The 16,310-nt window shown below is 63.7% G+C and carries 17 protein-coding genes; 5 read left to right on the forward strand and 12 right to left on the reverse strand.

Annotation, left to right across the window (positions count from 1 at the left end; genetic code table 11):
- Window positions 1-77 precede the first annotated feature (77 nt).
- Together Q2941_RS37760 and Q2941_RS37765 are read left to right on the forward strand one after the other, a co-directional pair.
- On the forward strand, window positions 78-857 hold the full coding sequence (locus tag Q2941_RS37760; protein WP_458195676.1) for an SDR family NAD(P)-dependent oxidoreductase: 780 nt from the start codon (window positions 78-80) through the stop codon (window positions 855-857).
- A 107-nt stretch (window positions 858-964) separates the two neighbouring features.
- On the forward strand, window positions 965-1,852 hold the full coding sequence (locus Q2941_RS37765) for a TauD/TfdA dioxygenase family protein (RefSeq protein WP_458195677.1): 888 nt from the start codon (window positions 965-967) through the stop codon (window positions 1,850-1,852).
- Window positions 1,853-2,020: 168 nt separating this feature from the next.
- Here Q2941_RS37765 and Q2941_RS37770 read toward each other — a convergent pair whose 3' ends face one another.
- Window positions 2,021-2,665: a YqgE/AlgH family protein gene (locus tag Q2941_RS37770; protein ID WP_027521802.1), complete on the reverse strand. Its 645-nt coding sequence runs from the start codon at window positions 2,663-2,665 to the stop codon at window positions 2,021-2,023.
- A 181-nt stretch (window positions 2,666-2,846) separates the two neighbouring features.
- Between Q2941_RS37770 and Q2941_RS37775 the strand changes: the two genes are divergently transcribed.
- The 3 genes from Q2941_RS37775 (at window position 2,847) to Q2941_RS37785 (ending at window position 6,342) form a co-directional block, all read left to right on the forward strand.
- Window positions 2,847-3,680, forward strand: coding sequence for a protein-disulfide reductase DsbD domain-containing protein (locus Q2941_RS37775; protein WP_458195678.1), 834 nt, complete (start codon window positions 2,847-2,849; stop codon window positions 3,678-3,680).
- A gap of 236 nt (window positions 3,681-3,916) precedes the next feature.
- The gene (locus Q2941_RS37780; protein ID WP_458195679.1) at window positions 3,917-5,284 is read left to right on the forward strand and encodes a lipopolysaccharide biosynthesis protein; all 1,368 of its coding nucleotides are present in this window, start codon (window positions 3,917-3,919) and stop codon (window positions 5,282-5,284) included.
- A gap of 233 nt (window positions 5,285-5,517) precedes the next feature.
- Window positions 5,518-6,342, forward strand: coding sequence for a sulfite exporter TauE/SafE family protein (locus tag Q2941_RS37785; protein ID WP_027521799.1), 825 nt, complete (start codon window positions 5,518-5,520; stop codon window positions 6,340-6,342).
- A gap of 204 nt (window positions 6,343-6,546) precedes the next feature.
- On the opposite strand, the gene Q2941_RS37790 is transcribed toward Q2941_RS37785, so the two are convergent.
- The 11 genes from Q2941_RS37790 to Q2941_RS37840 all read right to left on the reverse strand — a co-directional run.
- The gene (locus tag Q2941_RS37790) at window positions 6,547-7,335 is read right to left on the reverse strand and encodes a 3-hydroxybutyrate dehydrogenase (RefSeq protein ID WP_027521798.1); all 789 of its coding nucleotides are present in this window, start codon (window positions 7,333-7,335) and stop codon (window positions 6,547-6,549) included.
- 1 nt (window position 7,336) lies between these two features.
- Window positions 7,337-8,518 carry a DUF3734 domain-containing protein gene (locus tag Q2941_RS37795; RefSeq protein WP_254109115.1) on the reverse strand — a complete coding sequence of 394 codons (1,182 nt, stop codon included), beginning with the start codon at window positions 8,516-8,518 and terminating at the stop codon, window positions 7,337-7,339.
- 79 nt (window positions 8,519-8,597) lie between these two features.
- Window positions 8,598-9,101 carry a CAP domain-containing protein gene (locus Q2941_RS37800; RefSeq protein WP_027521796.1) on the reverse strand — a complete coding sequence of 168 codons (504 nt, stop codon included), beginning with the start codon at window positions 9,099-9,101 and terminating at the stop codon, window positions 8,598-8,600.
- A gap of 175 nt (window positions 9,102-9,276) precedes the next feature.
- Window positions 9,277-10,311 carry a sulfate/molybdate ABC transporter ATP-binding protein gene (locus Q2941_RS37805; RefSeq protein ID WP_027521795.1) on the reverse strand — a complete coding sequence of 345 codons (1,035 nt, stop codon included), beginning with the start codon at window positions 10,309-10,311 and terminating at the stop codon, window positions 9,277-9,279.
- Window positions 10,301-11,212: a sulfate ABC transporter permease subunit CysW gene (gene cysW, locus Q2941_RS37810; RefSeq protein WP_458195680.1), complete on the reverse strand. Its 912-nt coding sequence runs from the start codon at window positions 11,210-11,212 to the stop codon at window positions 10,301-10,303. Before cysW ends, Q2941_RS37805 begins: the two co-directional genes overlap by 11 nt.
- Before the next feature lie 11 nt (window positions 11,213-11,223).
- Complete coding sequence (cysT, locus tag Q2941_RS37815) at window positions 11,224-12,060, reverse strand: sulfate ABC transporter permease subunit CysT (RefSeq protein ID WP_084801337.1); 837 nt, start codon at window positions 12,058-12,060, stop codon at window positions 11,224-11,226.
- A 138-nt stretch (window positions 12,061-12,198) separates the two neighbouring features.
- Window positions 12,199-13,200, reverse strand: coding sequence for a sulfate ABC transporter substrate-binding protein (locus tag Q2941_RS37820; protein WP_156944147.1), 1,002 nt, complete (start codon window positions 13,198-13,200; stop codon window positions 12,199-12,201).
- 112 nt (window positions 13,201-13,312) lie between these two features.
- A complete protein-coding gene (locus Q2941_RS37825; protein WP_027521791.1) occupies window positions 13,313-14,044 on the reverse strand; it encodes a phosphoadenylyl-sulfate reductase in 732 nt (243 codons plus the stop codon).
- Entirely contained in the window at window positions 14,041-14,556 is a 516-nt protein-coding gene (locus Q2941_RS37830; protein ID WP_027521790.1) for a DUF934 domain-containing protein, read from the reverse strand. Before Q2941_RS37830 ends, Q2941_RS37825 begins: the two co-directional genes overlap by 4 nt.
- Window positions 14,543-16,198: a nitrite/sulfite reductase gene (locus Q2941_RS37835; protein WP_027521789.1), complete on the reverse strand. Its 1,656-nt coding sequence runs from the start codon at window positions 16,196-16,198 to the stop codon at window positions 14,543-14,545. The genes Q2941_RS37830 and Q2941_RS37835 overlap by 14 nt, the downstream gene beginning before the upstream one ends.
- 10 nt (window positions 16,199-16,208) lie before the next feature.
- On the reverse strand, window positions 16,209-16,310 hold a 102-nt coding region (locus Q2941_RS37840; protein WP_458195681.1), incomplete at its 5' end, for a DUF2849 domain-containing protein.

The following is a 16,310-nucleotide window of genomic DNA, read 5'->3' on the forward strand; positions in this document are numbered from 1 at the left end:
TTTGTTTGACGTGTGTGCGGATCGATGCCAGCCTTGTCAATGAGACAACAATAAGCGAGCAGGCGCGAGGAAGCAGCATGCCAGAGTTCAAGCAGCTCAGCCGGTCCGTCAGGGGACTGACCGTTCTCATTACGGGCGCGGCAAGCGGCATGGGTCGCGCGACTGCACGCGTGTTCGGCGCGGAAGGCGCCAATGTCGCCGTGACCGACTACGAGCCGGATGGCGCGCAAGCCGTCGCCGGGGAGATCACCGCGAGCGGCGGCTCTGCCGAGGCGTGGAAGCTCGATGTTGCCAACGCCAAGGAGATCAGCCGCGTGGTGGGCGACGTCGCCGCGCATTTCGGCGGGCTCGACATCGTCGTCAACAATGCCGGCGTTTCCGTGCGCGTCGCGATCGACGACGAAAGTTACGAAGACGCCTGGGCCAAGGGTATCGCGGTGATGCTGACGGCGCATCCGCGCATCGTCCGCGCCGCCCTGCCCTACCTGCGCAAATCGAAGAGCCCGCGCATCGTCAACATCGCTTCCACCGAGGCGCTCGGCGCTACCGCGCTGCACAGCCCCTATTCAGCCGCCAAGGGCGGCGTTGCGAGCCTGACGCGCTCACTCGCCGTCGAGCTCGGCCGCGAGGGCATCACCGTGAACTGCATCTGTCCGGGGCCGATCCGCACCGCGATCACCGACCGGATTTCGGAAGAGCACAAGACGATCTACGCCAAGCGCCGCACCGCACTCGGGCGTTACGGCGATCCCGAGGAGGTCGCGCACATGACCTTGAGCCTGTGCCTGCCGGCAGCCTCGTTCCTGACCGGCGCGGTGATCCCGGTCGACGGCGGCTTGATGGCACGGAACGCGTGAGAGCCATGCGCGCACAGCGTTGACATCGGCAGGCGCGCGGATAGCCTTTTCGCCAACAGAGCGGGCAAACCGCTCGCACGCCCCGGGAGAACGCCAGGAGAATCGCAATGACGATCGCCATCCGGCAGCTTCAGAAGCATTTTGTCGGCGAGGTTTCGGGCCTCGATCTGCGCCAGCCGCTCACGACGGATGAGGCGCGCCAGATCGAGGCTGCGATGGACAAATACGCGGTGCTGGTTTTTCACGACCAGGACATCACCGATGAGCAGCAGATGGCTTTTGCGCTGAACTTCGGCCAGCGCGAGGACGCGCGCGGCGGCACCGTCACCAAGGAGAAGGACTATCGTCTCAGCTCTGGCCTGAACGATGTCAGCAATCTCGGCAAGGACGGCAAACCGCTGGCGAAAGACAGCCGCACGCATCTGTTCAATCTCGGCAATTGCCTCTGGCATTCCGACAGCTCGTTTCGCCCAATCCCTGCAAAGTTCTCGCTGCTGTCGGCGCGCGTGGTGAACCCGAAGGGCGGCAACACCGAATTCGCCGACATGCGTGCGGCCTATGACGCGCTCGATGACGAAACCAAGGCGGAGATCGAGGATATGATCTGCGAGCATTCGCTGATGTATTCGCGCGGCTCGCTCGGCTTCACCGAATATAGCGACGAGGAGAAGGCGATGTTCAAACCGGTGTTGCAGCGCCTGGTGCGCACGCACCCGGTGCATCGCCGCAAGTCGCTGTACCTGTCCTCACATGCCGGCAAGATCGTGCGCATGAGCGTGCCCGAAGGCCGGCTGCTGCTGCGCGATCTCAACGAGCACGCGACGCAAGGAGAATTCGTCTACCTGCACAAATGGAAGCTGCATGATCTCGTGATGTGGGACAACCGCCAGACCATGCACCGCGTGCGGCGCTACGACCAGTCGCAGCCCCGCGACATGCGCCGCGCGACGGTCGCGGGCACCGAGCCGACGGTGCAGCAGCAGGCGGCGGAGTAGGTTTTTCTGATGAACAGCGTCATCGCCCGGCTTGACCGGGCGATCCAGTACTCCGAGACGGTCGTGTTAGAATCGATAAGCCACGGCGTACTGGATGCCCCGCCGGAGCCTGTCATCGGGCTCGCCGAAGGCGAGACCCGGTGGCGGGGCGTGACAGCGAGCGCGCACCTACGCGTGCCCCGCCTCGTTCGAGAGCATGCCGGGATCGATGCCGATCTTGCGCAAGGCGCGCGCGTACTTGTCTTCGACGTCATCACCGAAGATCAGATCCGCATCCGCGTCGCAATGCAGCCAGCCATTGCTCTGGATCTCGGTCTCGAGCTGACCCGGCGCCCAGCCGGCATAGCCGAGCGCAAGGATGGCACGCTTCGGGCCGGAGCCGTTGGCGATCGCGCGCAGGATGTCGACGGTCGCGGTGAGGCAGACACCGTCATCGATTCGCAGCGTCGCGTTCTCGATGTAGAAGTCGCTGGAATGCAGCACGAAGCCGCGCCCCGTATCGACCGGGCCGCCGCGCAATACCTTCATGCTCTCGGCGTTCTCCGGCAGCTCGATCTGCGCGCCCTTCTTGATGATACCGAGTTGCTCCAGCAGCTCCGGAAAATCGATGCTGCCAGCGGGATGATTGACGATGATGCCCATCGCGCCCTCGGCCGAATGGGCGCAGAGATAGATCACCGAGCGCTCGAAGCGCGGGTCGCCCATGACCGGCATGGCGATCAAGAGCCGCCCGTCGAGATAGCCCGCCGAATTGGGGACGGCGGGGCCGGTCGCCGGGGTGCTGTCGCCAGTTCTCTTGCCTGCAGAACCCATCGGTGAAGCACTCCCCTCTCGGTTCATATCCTGATGTCGGGCTTGCCCGCTGTCAAATCAAGGCTTGCATGGACCGAATTCCCCAAGCCTAACTCCCAAGCCAAATTCCAAAGCCAATTCCGATGCGTCCATCACAAGCAATTCAATGGTTTGCGCCGGACCGACCCTGTAAAGACGTGCTATGCTCACCATGGTTCCCAAGCACGCCGCGACCATCGTCGCCGTAACCTTGCTCGTGTCCGCGCAGCCCTCGCGCGCCGACGACGCCTCGCCCTGGCAGCGCGACGGCCATTCCGCCGTGCGCCTTTTGGCGGGATCGCGCAGCGGCCCGGTGCTGCTCGGCGGCATCGCATTCCAGCTTCAGCACGGCTGGAAGACTTATTGGCGCACGCCTGGCGATTCCGGCGTTCCGCCGCGTTTCGACTTCTCCAAGTCCGAAAATGTCGAAGCTGTGACCGTGCTGTGGCCGGCGCCGCTGAAATTCGAGGATGGCGCCGGTGGCCATTCGATCGGCTATCACGACCAGATCGTGCTGCCGCTGCGCATCGTCGCCAAGGTCCCGGACAAGCCCGTGACCCTGCGCGCCGAAATCAATTACGCGGTCTGCGAAAAGCTCTGTATCCCCGTCGAGGCCAGCGCCGAGCTCGGCTTCAACAGCGTCGCCTCGACCGAGGACGGCGCGTTGTTCGCGGCGCTCGACACGGTGCCGAAGCCCGCCAATGTCGGCGATCCCGTTCCGCTGACCATCCGCGACGTCAAGCGCGAGGGCGCGACGAAGGTGCTGGTCGACGTGGCCACGCCCGATGGGCGCGACGTCAACCTGTTCGTGGAGGGGCCGACGCCCGACTGGGCGCTGCCGGTCCCCTCACCCGTCGAGCATAGCCCGGCGGGCGTCAAGCGCTTCGCCTTCGAACTCGACGGCCTGCCGCCCGGCGCCAAGCCCGACGGTGCCGCGTTGAAGTTCACGCTGGTGGGGCCGGAGAAGTCGTACGAGTTCAATATCAACCTCGATTGACCCGTCGCGTCGTCCTGGACAAGCGCAGCGAAGCGGAGCGCAGATCCAGGACCCATTACCACCGGCGGCAGCTTGACGGCAGGGTGGCTGTTATCTCCCTTCCAATAACTTATCCCTGGGGTAATGGGTCCTGGTTTGCGCTAGGACGACCACGCGGGGGCCACCCAACCAAATCTTAACGAATGGTTGCTAGTCGGAAGGCTGCCGCAGCATGCGGGGCGCCTGGGGATCTCGACGTGACCGTGATGGATGCAGAACCCGCAAGGACCGGGCCGGCCGGCCTGATTGCGCGGCTGCGCGGCAAGTTGACCGGCGGCACCAGCGAGGCGTCGCTGACGCGCCGGCTCGCAGGTACCATCTTCCTCATCCGAGTGATCAGCGCAGGGCTTGCCTATCTCTCGCAGATCCTACTGGCGCGCTGGATGGGCACGTCCGACTACGGCGTCTATGTCTATGTCTGGACCTGGGTGCTGCTGCTCGGCAGCATGATGGATTTCGGCATCTCGGCTTCCGCACAGAAAATCATTCCGGAATACCGCACCAGCGGCGAACACGCGCTGCTGCGCGGCTTCCTCTCCGGCAGCCGCTGGCTGACCTTCGTGGTCTCGGCCCTGGTCTCGCTTGCGCTCGCCGGCGTCGTCCTCCTGCTCTCGCCATGGATCGATCCGGCCGCACGGCTGCCGCTCTATATCGGTTGCATGACGCTGCCGGCCTTCGTGGTCGCCAACACCCAGGACGGCATTGCGCGCGCGCATGACTGGATGCAGCTCGGCCTGATGCCGCAATTCATCATTCGTCAGGCGCTGATCATCGGCATCACCGCGTCCGCCTTCCTGCTCGGCTTTCATCTCGGCGCGACCGCCGCGATGGTGGCGAGTGCGGCTGCGGTGTGGATCGCCATGACCGGCCAGATGGTGGTGCTCAACCGCAAGCTCGCCGATCACGTCGAGGACGGCCCCAAGGCCTACGACGTTGGCGGCTGGCTTGCGATCTCGCTGCCGATCCTGCTGGTCGAGAGTTTTTACCTGCTGTTGTCCTACACCGACGTGCTGGTGCTCCAGCAATTCCGTCCCTCCGACGAGGTCGGCGTCTATTTCGCCGTGGTGAAGACGCTGGCGCTGGTGTCCTTCATCCACTACGCTATGTCGGCAACGACGGCGCATCGCTTTGCCGAATACAACGCGCTCGGCGACAAGACGCGCCTGTCGGCCTATGTCACGCACGCCATCAATTGGACCTTCTGGCCCTCGCTCGCCGCGACCGCCGTGCTTCTGGCGCTCGGCAAGCCGCTGCTCCGGCTGTTCGGACCGCAATTCGTGATCGGCTACGACATCATGTTCATCGCCGCGATCGGGCTCGTGGTACGCGCCGCGATCGGGCCGGTCGAGCGTCTCCTCAACATGCTCGGTCACCAGAAGATCTGCGCGCTCGCCTACGCGCTCGCCTTCGTGATGAACGTCATCCTCTGCATCGCAATGGTGCCGCGCTTCGGCGGCCACGGCGCGGCCGCCGCGACCTCGATCTCCCTCACCTTCGAGACCGTGCTGTTGTTTTGGATCGTGCGGCAGCGGCTCGGCCTGCACGTGCTGGCGTTCGGCCGATAGACGGCAAAAAACGCCTCTCCCGAGCGGAACCTTTTCAGCCCCTTCTTCGTTTGACTTCGCCCTGCACCGCAAAACGGTCATTTCGTGGGGAGGGGACATTTGGGCAAAAATCACCACCAATCTCCAATCCACGCATGGTTTCTTCTTATTTTTCTACGGTGCATTGCCGTCAGCAGCAACTTTATTCTACGCGTATTGCTTGACCAACGAGATAAACCTAGACTCGCCAAGACATGATTGACCCGCTCTACGTCGCTTCAGGATTCGGCGTCGGCCTGCTTGTCGGTATGACCGGCGTTGGCGGCGGCTCGCTGATGACCCCGCTGCTGATCCTGTTGTTCGGTGTCCACCCGTCGACCGCGGTCGGGACCGACCTGCTCTACGCCGCCGGCACCAAGACGGGCGGCAGCGTGGTGCATGGCTGGTCGCGCAGCGTGCATTGGCCCGCGGTGCTGCGGCTAGCGTGCGGCAGCATTCCGGCGAGTGCGCTGACGTTGTTCGTGCTTTGGAAGCTCGATCTCAAGAGCGACACCGAGCGCAGCCTGGTCAATCTGGTGCTGTGCTTCGCGCTGCTGCTCACCGCAACCTCGCTGATCTTCCGCAAGACGATCATGGATCGCTGGCGCCACTCGCTCGAGCGCGTCGAGGACCGCGCCACCGCGATCGCGACCGTGGTCACCGGTGCCGTGCTGGGCGTGCTGGTCTCGATTTCGTCGGTCGGTGCCGGCGCGGTCGGCGTGACCGTGCTGCTCCTGCTCTATCCGCGCCTGCCGATGGCGACCATCGTCGGCTCCGACATCGCACACGCCGTCCCGCTGACGCTGGTGGCCGGCACCGGACACTGGGCGCTTGGTGACGTGGATTGGGCGCTGATGGGCGTGCTGCTGATGGGCTCGCTGCCCGGCATCGTGCTCGGCAGCTTCAGCGCGACGCGCGTGCCGGAGACGGTGCTTCGCCTGACGCTTGCCAGCGTCCTCTTCGTGGTCTCAGGCAAGATCATGTTTGCCGAGCTGAACCTGTCGTCCGCGATCGTGACCGCGCTGGCCTGGACGCATTGAACACAGAACGGCCGCACAACTCTCGCTGTCATCGCCCGGCTTGCCGCCTTCGCTGAAGCTTCGGCGCGCCTGCATCGCGAGCCTCGTCGGAGCCTTGGCGGAGACGGGACCGGGCGATCCAGTACTCCGAGACGGCTGTGATTGAATCGATAGGCCGCGGCGTACTGGATGCCCCGCCTTCGCGGGGCATGACAGAGAGTGGATTTACTCCGCCGTCCAGCCGCCGTCGATCGAGAGGTTGGTGCCGGTGATCTGCGCGGCATCGTCGCTGCACAGGAACAGCGCCAGCGCCGCCACCTGCTCGGAGGTGACGAACTCTTTCGTCGGCTGCGCGTCGAGCAGAACGTCATGGATGACCTGCTCGCGCGTCAGATTGCGCGCTTTCATCGTGTCCGGAATCTGCTTCTCGACCAGCGGCGTCCAGACATAGCCGGGGCTGATGCAGTTGCAGGTGATCTTGTGGGTCGCAACTTCGAGCGCCACGGTCTTGGTGAGGCCGGCGATGCCGTGCTTGGCCGAGACGTAGGCCGACTTGAAGGGCGAGGCGACCAGCGAATGCGCCGACGCCGTGTTGATGATACGGCCCCAGCCCTTCTTCTTCATGCCGGGCACCGCGGCGCGGATGGCATGGAAAGCCGAAGACAGGTTGATCGCGATGATCTGGTCCCACTTCTCGAGCGGGAATTCCTCGATCGGCGAGACGAACTGGATGCCGGCATTGTTGACGAGGACGTCGACCGAGCCGAAGGTCTTGTCGCCGAGCGCGATCATCTCGGCGATCTCGGCAGGCTTGGTCATGTCGGCGGGCGAATAGATCGCCTTCACCTTGAAATCGGACTCGATCTTGGCACGCTCCTTCTCGATATCCTCGGGCGAGCCGAAACCATTGATGACGACGTTGGCGCCGGCGCCAGCAAAGGCACGCGCATAAGCGAGCCCGATGCCGCTGGTCGATCCGGTCACGACGGCGTTCTTGCCTGACAAGCTACCCATATCATTCACTCCTGGTTGAGGCCGGGGGCACGGGTACGTCCCCTGTGAGATCGTAAGTCACCATGGTCTCGCCGGATTGCGGCTTTTCGAGCCAATCCTTGTGGCGCATCGACAGATGCACGTCGCGCACACCGGCTTCCCAATGCTCGACCATGGCGACATGCGAGAAGTCGTAATCCTTGGACGAGGACTCGTAGTTCTTGCTGCGGTAGATCAGGTGCACGACGGTCACGGTACTTTCACGCGCCGCCTTGGCGAGGAATTCGACGGAGGGATCGTTCTTCAGATAATCCGGCAATTTGCTGATCAGGTCGCGCACCGCCCTGCGGGCATTGTGCAGCTGCTTGTTCTTGTCGGTGTTCATCCGCGTGCGGCTGGAATAGCGGATGTCCTTCTCGCGCTCGGCGGCGTCCAGCAGCGAGGTCGGCAATTCGCCCCGCGCGCTGAACAGGTCGACCTGGAAGATCAACATGTCGCGATCGATTTGGGCATCGAGCACGTAGTCGAGCGGCGTGTTGGATGCGATGCCGCCGTCCCAGTAATGCTCGCCTTCGATGATGACGGAGGGAAAGCCTGGCGGCAGCGCGCCGGACGCCATGATGTGCTCAGGGCCGATCTTCTTGCCGAGCTTCTTGAACTCGTAATTGTCGAAGTAGCGGAAGTTGCCGGAGGTGACGCCGACCGCGCCGACCGACAGGCGCGTCTTCAGATCGTTGATGCGGTCGAAATCGACCAGCCGCTCCAGCGTCTTCTTCAGCGGTCCGGTGTCGTAATAGCTTTCCGCCTCGGGATGGCCCGGCGGCCAGAGCGGCGCGGGCGGAACGCGCGGGACGAAGAATCCGGGCACGCCGAAGGTCGCGATCAGCGCCGCACTCGTGGAGTTGAACAGCTCGCGGCTGTGATCGCTCTTGCCGATCGGCTTCCACGGCACCGGCGCCGACACCATCTCCCAGAATTCCTTCAGCCGCTTGACGCGGGTCTGGCCCTCATTGCCGGCAATGATGGCGGCGTTGACCGCGCCGATCGAGATGCCGGCAACCCATTCCGGCTCGAAGCCGAAATGGCACAGTGACTGATAGGCGCCCGCTTGATAGGAGCCCAGCGCACCACCGCCCTGGAGCACCAGGACGCGCTGCGCATTGGCGGGGATTCTGTTCGATGCCGGGCCTTGATGATCGGTCATGAGGGGATCAATGGAATGAGGGCGGCCCACCGTGACCCCAGTTCACGGCGGCGTCAATGTTTTGGGGATCAAGACTGGCTTATCGGGGCTCGGTAGATGCCAGAATCATCGTCCAGAACACCTTGTATTTGGTGTTCGGAGCATAGCTCGCCGCTATGCCCAATTTTGTGACACCGCTCTTGAGCATGTTGGCCCGGTGCGGGGGCGAGTCGCGCCAGCCGGAAAATGCTTCCGCCAGCGTATGATAGCCGGCCGAGATGTTCTCGACCGCGACGGTCGCCGGATAGCCGCCGGCGGCGAGCCGCTTGGCGAGCGGCGCGCGGACGTCGTGGTCCATCTTGTTGGCGGCCGCCATCGCCTGGGACTGGGATTCGGCCAGTTTCATCAGGTCGGGATCGATGATGAGGGTACCGAGGCTGTTGTTCTGGCGGTACTGCGAGATCATCACGGCGGCTGCCTGCGCATCGAGCCGCGCGCCTGGTACGGCCATGTCGGCATACATCGACGGCTGTTCGACCGGCGCTTCGTTGCCCGCGCAGCCGGCGAGAAGCAAAGCGATGAGAATTGCGGCCGCAGCGCGCATGAATCAGGGCCCCCAAAAAGACGGGCCGTTGTTGCATACCAACCGTGGCTGAAAGGTGAATTTTGCAGAGAATTATACCGACGTCATTCCGGGCTGTGCGACGCGCAGACCCGGAATCTCGAGATTGTGGCACGAGATTCCGGGTTCGCGCTCACGCCCAGGAATGACGGGCTTCCTAACCCGCAAAGATCCGGTAGCGGCGGGGTACAAGGCCGATCCTGTCGCCTTGTCGCAGTTCCTTGTCGCGGGGGGCGTCGATCTCGATGGTCTCGCCACCGAACAGGGAAACCTCGGCCCGCTGAACGGGACCAAAATTTCGCACATGCTGCACGGCGCCGTCGAAGGCGCCCGATCCGGGCGGCCCGACCAGCATGTCGTGTCGCCGCACGAACAGCCTTGACGCGCCAGACGCCGTCGCTCCGGCTGTCAGGTTGAGCTGGCGCTCGCCGAGCCGTACCGCGCCGCCCGTCACCTCGACCGGCAGCACGATGGACTCGCCGATGAAACCATGGACGAAGGCGGTGGCCGGATTGTCGTAGACATCATCGGGCGAGCCGATCTGCTCAATCCTGCCCTTGTCCATCACAACGACGCGGTTGGCGACTTCGAGCGCCTCCTCCTGGTCGTGCGTGACGAAGATCGAGGTGACGTTGATCTCATGGTGCAGCGAGCGCAGCCATTTGCGCAGCTCCTTGCGCACCTTCGCATCCAGCGCACCGAAGGGCTCGTCGAGCAACAGGATGCGCGGCTCGATCGCGAGCGCACGCGCCAGCGCAATACGCTGGCGCTGGCCGCCCGAAAGCTGGCTCGGATAACGGTCGGCGAGCCAGTCGAGCTGCACGAGATCGAGCAGCTCTTTTACGCGCGCGCGGATGGCGGCCTCATCCTTCCGAACCGCACGCGGCTGCACGCGCAGGCCGAAGGCGACGTTCTCGAACACCGTCATGTGGCGGAACAGCGCGTAGTGCTGGAACACGAAACCGACATGACGCTCGCGCGCACCCCGCGCCAGCGCGTCCTCGCCATTGAAGGAGACTTCGCCGGAGTCGGGCCAGTCGAGGCCGGCGATGATCCGAAGCAGCGTCGTCTTGCCGGAACCGGACGGCCCGAGCAGCGCGAGCAACTCGCCATTGTCGACCTTAAGGTCGACGCCGTCGAGCGCGGCAAAGCTCCCGAATTTCTTGACGAGATTCCTGACTTCAATGGTCACGGGCGTCGTGTCCTTCGTCCAGCTGACGTTCGAGAATGGTTTTGGCGATCAAGGTGATCAGCGCCAGCATCGCGAGCAGCGAGGCGATCGCGAACGCGGCAACGAACTGGTATTCGTTGTAGAGAATCTCGACCAAGAGCGGCATGGTGTTGGTCTCACCGCGGATATGGCCGGAGACGACGGAGACCGCGCCGAACTCGCCCATCGCGCGCGCATCGCAGAGCAGCACGCCATAGAGCACGCCCCATTTGATGTTCGGCAGGGTGACGCGGAAAAACGTTTGCAGGCCCGAGGCGCCGAGCGAGATCGCAGCCTCCTCCTCCTGCGTGCCCTGCTCCTGCATCAAGGGGATCAGCGCGCGCGCAACGAACGGGAAAGTCACGAAGGTGGTCGCAAGCGCAATGCCGGGCACCGCGAACAGGATCTGGATGTTGTGGTCACGCAGCCAGCCGCCGAAATAGCCCTGCGCGCCGAACAGGAGCACGAAGACGAGACCCGAGATCACGGGACTGACCGAGAACGGCAGGTCGATCAGCGTGATCAGGAAGGTCTTGCCCCTGAACTCGAACTTGGCGATCGCCCAGGCCGCGACCAGACCGAACACGAGATTGAGGCCGACCGAAATCGCCGCCACCAGCAGCGTCAGTCGGATCGCGGCCAGCGCCTCCGGCTCCGACAGCGCGGCAAGATAGGCCATGATGCCCTTGGAGAAAGCCTGCGCGAACACGACGACCAGCGGCAGCACGACGAAGACGGTGAGAAAGAGGACCGCGACGGAAATGATCGCGATGCGCACCGCCTTCGGCTCGGTACGAAGGTTTTCGCGCGCGGCGACCGCATGCAGGCGCGCCTTCGCGTCGGGCGTGGAGAGCGAAACTGAATCTGCAATCTGCATCGTCATCGTATCAGCCCTCAATGCACCGGAATCCGGTCCTGCGCCCAGCGCTGTAACCGGTTGACGGCGAAGATGATGACGAAGGACACGATGAGCATGACGACCGCAATTGCGGTCGCATCGGCATAGCGGAACTCGGAGAGCCGGATCACGATGAGGAGCGGCGCGATCTCCGAGACGTTCGGCAGATTGCCGGCGATGAAGATCACCGAGCCGTACTCACCGACGGCGCGCGCGAAGGCGAGCGCCAGGCCCGTCAGCAGCGCCGGCCCGAGCGAGGGCAGGATCACGCGGATGATGGTCTGCCAGCGGCTTGCCCCCAGACTGCCGGCGGCCTCCTCGATCTCGGGATCGAGGTCCTGCAGCACCGGCTGCACGGTGCGCACCACGAAGGGGATGCCGATGAAGATCATCGCAATGAAGATGCCGAGCGGCGTGAACGCCACCTTGATGCCCAGCGCCGCGAGCGGCGCACCCAGCCAGCCCTTCTCCGCAAACAGCGAGGTCAGCGCAACGCCGGCGACCGCGGTCGGCAGTGCAAAGGGCACGTCGACGATGGCATCGAACAGCCGCCGGCCGGGGAAGCGATAGCGCACCAGCGCCCAGACGATGATGCTGCCCATCACGAGATTGACGCAGGCCGCAGCGAAGGCGAGCCCGAAGGAGACGCGCAACGCGTTCAGGGTCCGGCGGCTGGAGAGAATGGCCCAGAACTGCTCGGGGCTGAGCTCGAGCGTGCGCAGGAAGAGGCCTGCGAGCGGAATCAGGATGATGATCGACAGCCAGGACAGCGTCAGTCCCATCGTGAGACCGAAGCCCGGCAATGTCCGTCGTCGTGTTGCGATTGCGCTCACCAGGCCCCCTGCTAAAGCCTCCTAAAGCGCGATGAGATTGGAATGAATCATCATCGCGCTTTAGGTTGTTGTTTGAGCATGATCTTTCCGGAAAACCGCTTCACACTTTTCCGGATCATGCTCTGCGACAGCGCCCGATCAGTTCTTGTAGATCTGATCGAAGACGCCGCCATCGGCGAAATGTTCCTTCTGCGCCTTGGTCCACCCGCCGAAAACGTCGTCGATCGTGAACAGCTCGACTTTTGCGAAAGAATTCTCGTATTTCTTCGCGACTTCGGAATCGCGCGGACGATAGAAATTGCGAGCGGCGATTTCCTGACCTTCCTTGGTATACCAATATTGCAGATAGGCATCGGCCACGCTGCGCGTGCCCTTCTTGTCGGCAACCTTGTCGACAATCGTGACAGGCGGCTCGGCGAGGATCGAGAGCGGCGGTGCCACGATCTCGAACTTCTCAGGGCCGAATTCCTTCAGGGCCAGGTACGCCTCGTTCTCCCAGGCGAGCAGCACGTCGCCAACGCCGCGCTCCACGAAAGTCACAGTCGAGCCGCGCGCGCCGGTGTCGAGCACCGGCACCTGCTGGTAAAGCTTGCCGATGAACTCCTTGGTCTTGTCGACGGAGCCGTACTTCTTCTGCGCATCGCCCCAGGCGGCAAGGTAGTTCCAGCGCGCGCCGCCCGAAGTCTTCGGGTTCGGCGTGATCACGGCAACGCCTGGCTTGATCAAGTCGTCCCAGTCCTTGATGCCCTTGGGATTGCCCTTGCGCACCAGGAACACGATGGTCGAGGTATAGGGCGAGGAATTCTGCGGCAGGCGCTTCTGCCAGTCGGCAGCGGTGAGCCCCTTGGCCGCGATCGCGTCGATGTCGTAGGCGAGCGCGAGCGTCACCACGTCGGCCTGCAGTCCGTCGATCACCGCGCGCGCCTGCGATCCGCTGCCGCCATGCGACTGCTTGATCTCGACGCTCTTGCCGGTCTCCTTCTGATAGGCGGTCGCAAACGCCTTGTTGAATTCAACATAGAGCTCACGCGTCGGATCATACGACACGTTCAAGAGGTTGATGTCAGCAGCGAAAGCCGAGCTTGCCCAGAGGAGGCCTGCCGCGAGCGGAACGATACGGCGGATCATATCCATCTCCATTTACCTCGACGACATCGGCGTCATCGATGGCATGCGGGCATAACTCGGGTCGAAATGCTCTTAAGTCAACGGAACCGGATTTTCTTGTTTGCGGCGACGTAGCGCGGCTGTGCTACGAAATCTTCATCGTGTGGATGCCGCATTCTGTCTTGGCGCGACCGCGCCAACGACCCGCCCGCTCGTCCTCGCCTTCGGCGGCGCGGCTGGTGCAAGGCATACACCCAACCGACAGGAAACCTGAGGCCTGAAGCGGGTGCTGCGGCAATTTGGCACGCGCGAAGATCGCCTTGATGTCGTCACGCGAGACATTGGCGAACGGATTGAACTTCAACCGCGCGCCGTCATCCTCGACGACCGCAATCTCGGCACGCTCGCCGCCCTGAAAACGCTTGCGGCCGTTGATCCATGCGGCGAACGGTTTTAGTGCCCGCGCCAGCGGCTCGACTTTGCGGATCCGGCAGCAGGCGTCGGGATTGGAGAACCAGAGATCGCGGTCGGGATCTTCGCGCGTCAACGTTTCCTCGAGAGGCGTGATCGAGCGCACATCCTTCAGGCCGAGCGCTGCGATCAATGTATCGCGATAGGCGAGCGTCTCCTCGAACAGCCAGCCGGTATCGAGGAAGACCACCGGGATCGCCGGATCGACGTCGGCCACCACCTTGAGCAGTGCCGCCGACTCAGTGCCGAACGACGACACGACCGCCAATTGTTCGCGGCCGACGACCTTCAATGCCGCAGCAACGACCTCCCCCGGCGAGGCATCGCGCAACGCGCGATCCAGTTCGTCGGTGGACGGCAGCGCCGGCGCGGATGGCAATGATTCCTGAGGCGCGATCGCGCTCATGTGCCGACACCTTCCGAATGGCGCAGTTGCATGCGCCGATGCAGCGCCGTGATGCGGCCATCGCCGGTCGGCTGGTAAAACACCGAATAGCGCTTCACGGTCTGCGTAAAGGCTTCCGCATCGGCCTGCTTCTTCACCTCGAAGCTATCGAAGCCGGCACGCAGCATGAACACGAACTGGTCACGCAGCACTTGGCCCGTTGCGCGCAGCTCGCCGCGATAGTCGTGGCGTTCGCGCAGCAGCCGCGACTGGCTGTAGGCGCGACCGTCACGGAAGGTCGGGAAGACCAGCGCGACCGCGGCAAGCTTGCCGAGATACGGCACCAGCTCGTCGATGTCGCGGTTGTTCGGCCAGATCACGCCGACCTTGCCGGGACGCGCGAGCAAGGCGGCCGCATCCTTCAGGAAGCGATCGCCAGGTACCAGGATATCGCCGGCGGCGGGCAGCGGCGCATCGACGTCGAGCTTGACGAAACTATCCTCGACGATCTTTCCGCCCTTAACGAGTGGCATAAACCCGCTCCTTGAATGGTTCGACGCCGAGGCGCTTCACGGTATCGATAAAGAGTTCTTCCGGCCGCTCACGCAGCGCCAGATAGGCCTCGACGACATCCTCGATGACGTCGGCGACCTCGTCGAACTTCACGCCGGGCCCGATCAGGGTCCCGAGCGCCGCACTCTCGTCGGCGCGGCCGCCGATGGTGATCTGGTAGACCTCCTCGCCGTTCTTCTCGACGCCGAGAATACCGATATGACCGACATGGTGATGGCCGCAGGCATTGATGCAGCCGGAGATGTTGATGTGCAGCCGGCCGATCAGGTTGGCGAGCTCGTGATTGGCAAAGCGGCGCGTCAGTTCCTGCGCGATCGGGATCGAGCGCGCGTTCGCCAGCGAGCAATAATCCAGGCCCGGGCAGGCGATGATGTCGGTGATCAGGTTGACGTTCGGCGTGGCCAGCCCGAGCTTGTCGAGCGCCTTCCACAGGGCCGGCAGATCGCGCTTGGCGACATGCGGCAGCGCCAGGTTCTGCTCATGGCCGACGCGGATCTCGCCGAACGAGTATTTCTCGGCAAGGTCGGCGAGCGCGTCCATCTGCTCGGCCGTGGCATCGCCCGGAGGTCCGCCGGTCGGCTTCAGCGAGATCGTGACGATCGAGTAGCCCTGGACCTTGTGCGGAGCCACCGAGTTCTTCCGCCACGCCTCGAACTCCGGATCGGCCGCGGCCTGGCGGAGCTCGTCCGGCATATGCGGCAGCTTCTCGTAAGCCGGATAGGTGAAGCGCGAGCGGATGTCCTCGATCACGCTGTCGTCGATCTGGAGCGAGGAGTTGCGGATGTGCTGCCACTCGTCCTCGACCTCGCGCGAAAACTTCTCGATGCCGAGCTCGTGCACAAGAATCTTGATACGTGCCTTGTAGATGTTGTCGCGGCGGCCGTACTGGTTGTAGACGCGCAAGATCGCCTCGACATAGCTCAGGATGTCGCGGCCATGAACGAAATGCTTGATGGTCTTGGCGATGAACGGCGTGCGGCCGAGCCCGCCGCCGACCAGCACCTCGAATCCGGTCTCGCCCTTCTCGTTCTTGACGAGGCGCAGGCCGATGTCGTGGATCTTGATCGCGGCGCGGTCGTGATCGGACGCGGTGATCGCGATCTTGAATTTGCGCGGCAGGAACGAGAACTCCGGATGCAGCGTGGTGTGCTGGCGGAGCAGCTCCGACCAGATCCGCGGATCCTCGATCTCGCCCGGCGCGACGCCGGCCCACTGGTCCGAGGTGACGTTGCGCATGTTGTTGCCGGAGGTCTGCATCGCATGGATGCCGACTTCGGCGAGATCGGCGAGCGCATCCGGCAATTCGGCGAGCTTGATCCAGTTGAACTGGATGTTCTGCCGCGTGGTGAAGTGGCCATAGCCGCGGTCGTAGCGACGCGCGATGTGCGCGAGGCGGCGCAATTGTTCCGACGACAGCGTCCCGTAGGGGATCGCGACGCGGAACATGTAGGCGTGCAGTTGCAGATAGACGCCGTTCTGCAGGCGCAGGATCTTGAACTCGTCCTCGGTGAGCTCGCCTGAGAGGCGGCGCTTCACCTGGTCGCGAAATTCCGAGACCCGCTCGTTGACCAGCGTGCGGTCGATTTCATCGTAAGCGTACATCGAGAGTGCCTTAAACCTGGGCCTGCGATCCGATGGTCACACCGGTGCGGCGGATCTGCTCACGCAGGTTTCCGGGGAGGATCTTGCCTTCCTCGTCGACCTGTACAGGCGC

This window comes from Bradyrhizobium sp. UFLA05-153 (genome assembly GCF_054185185.1).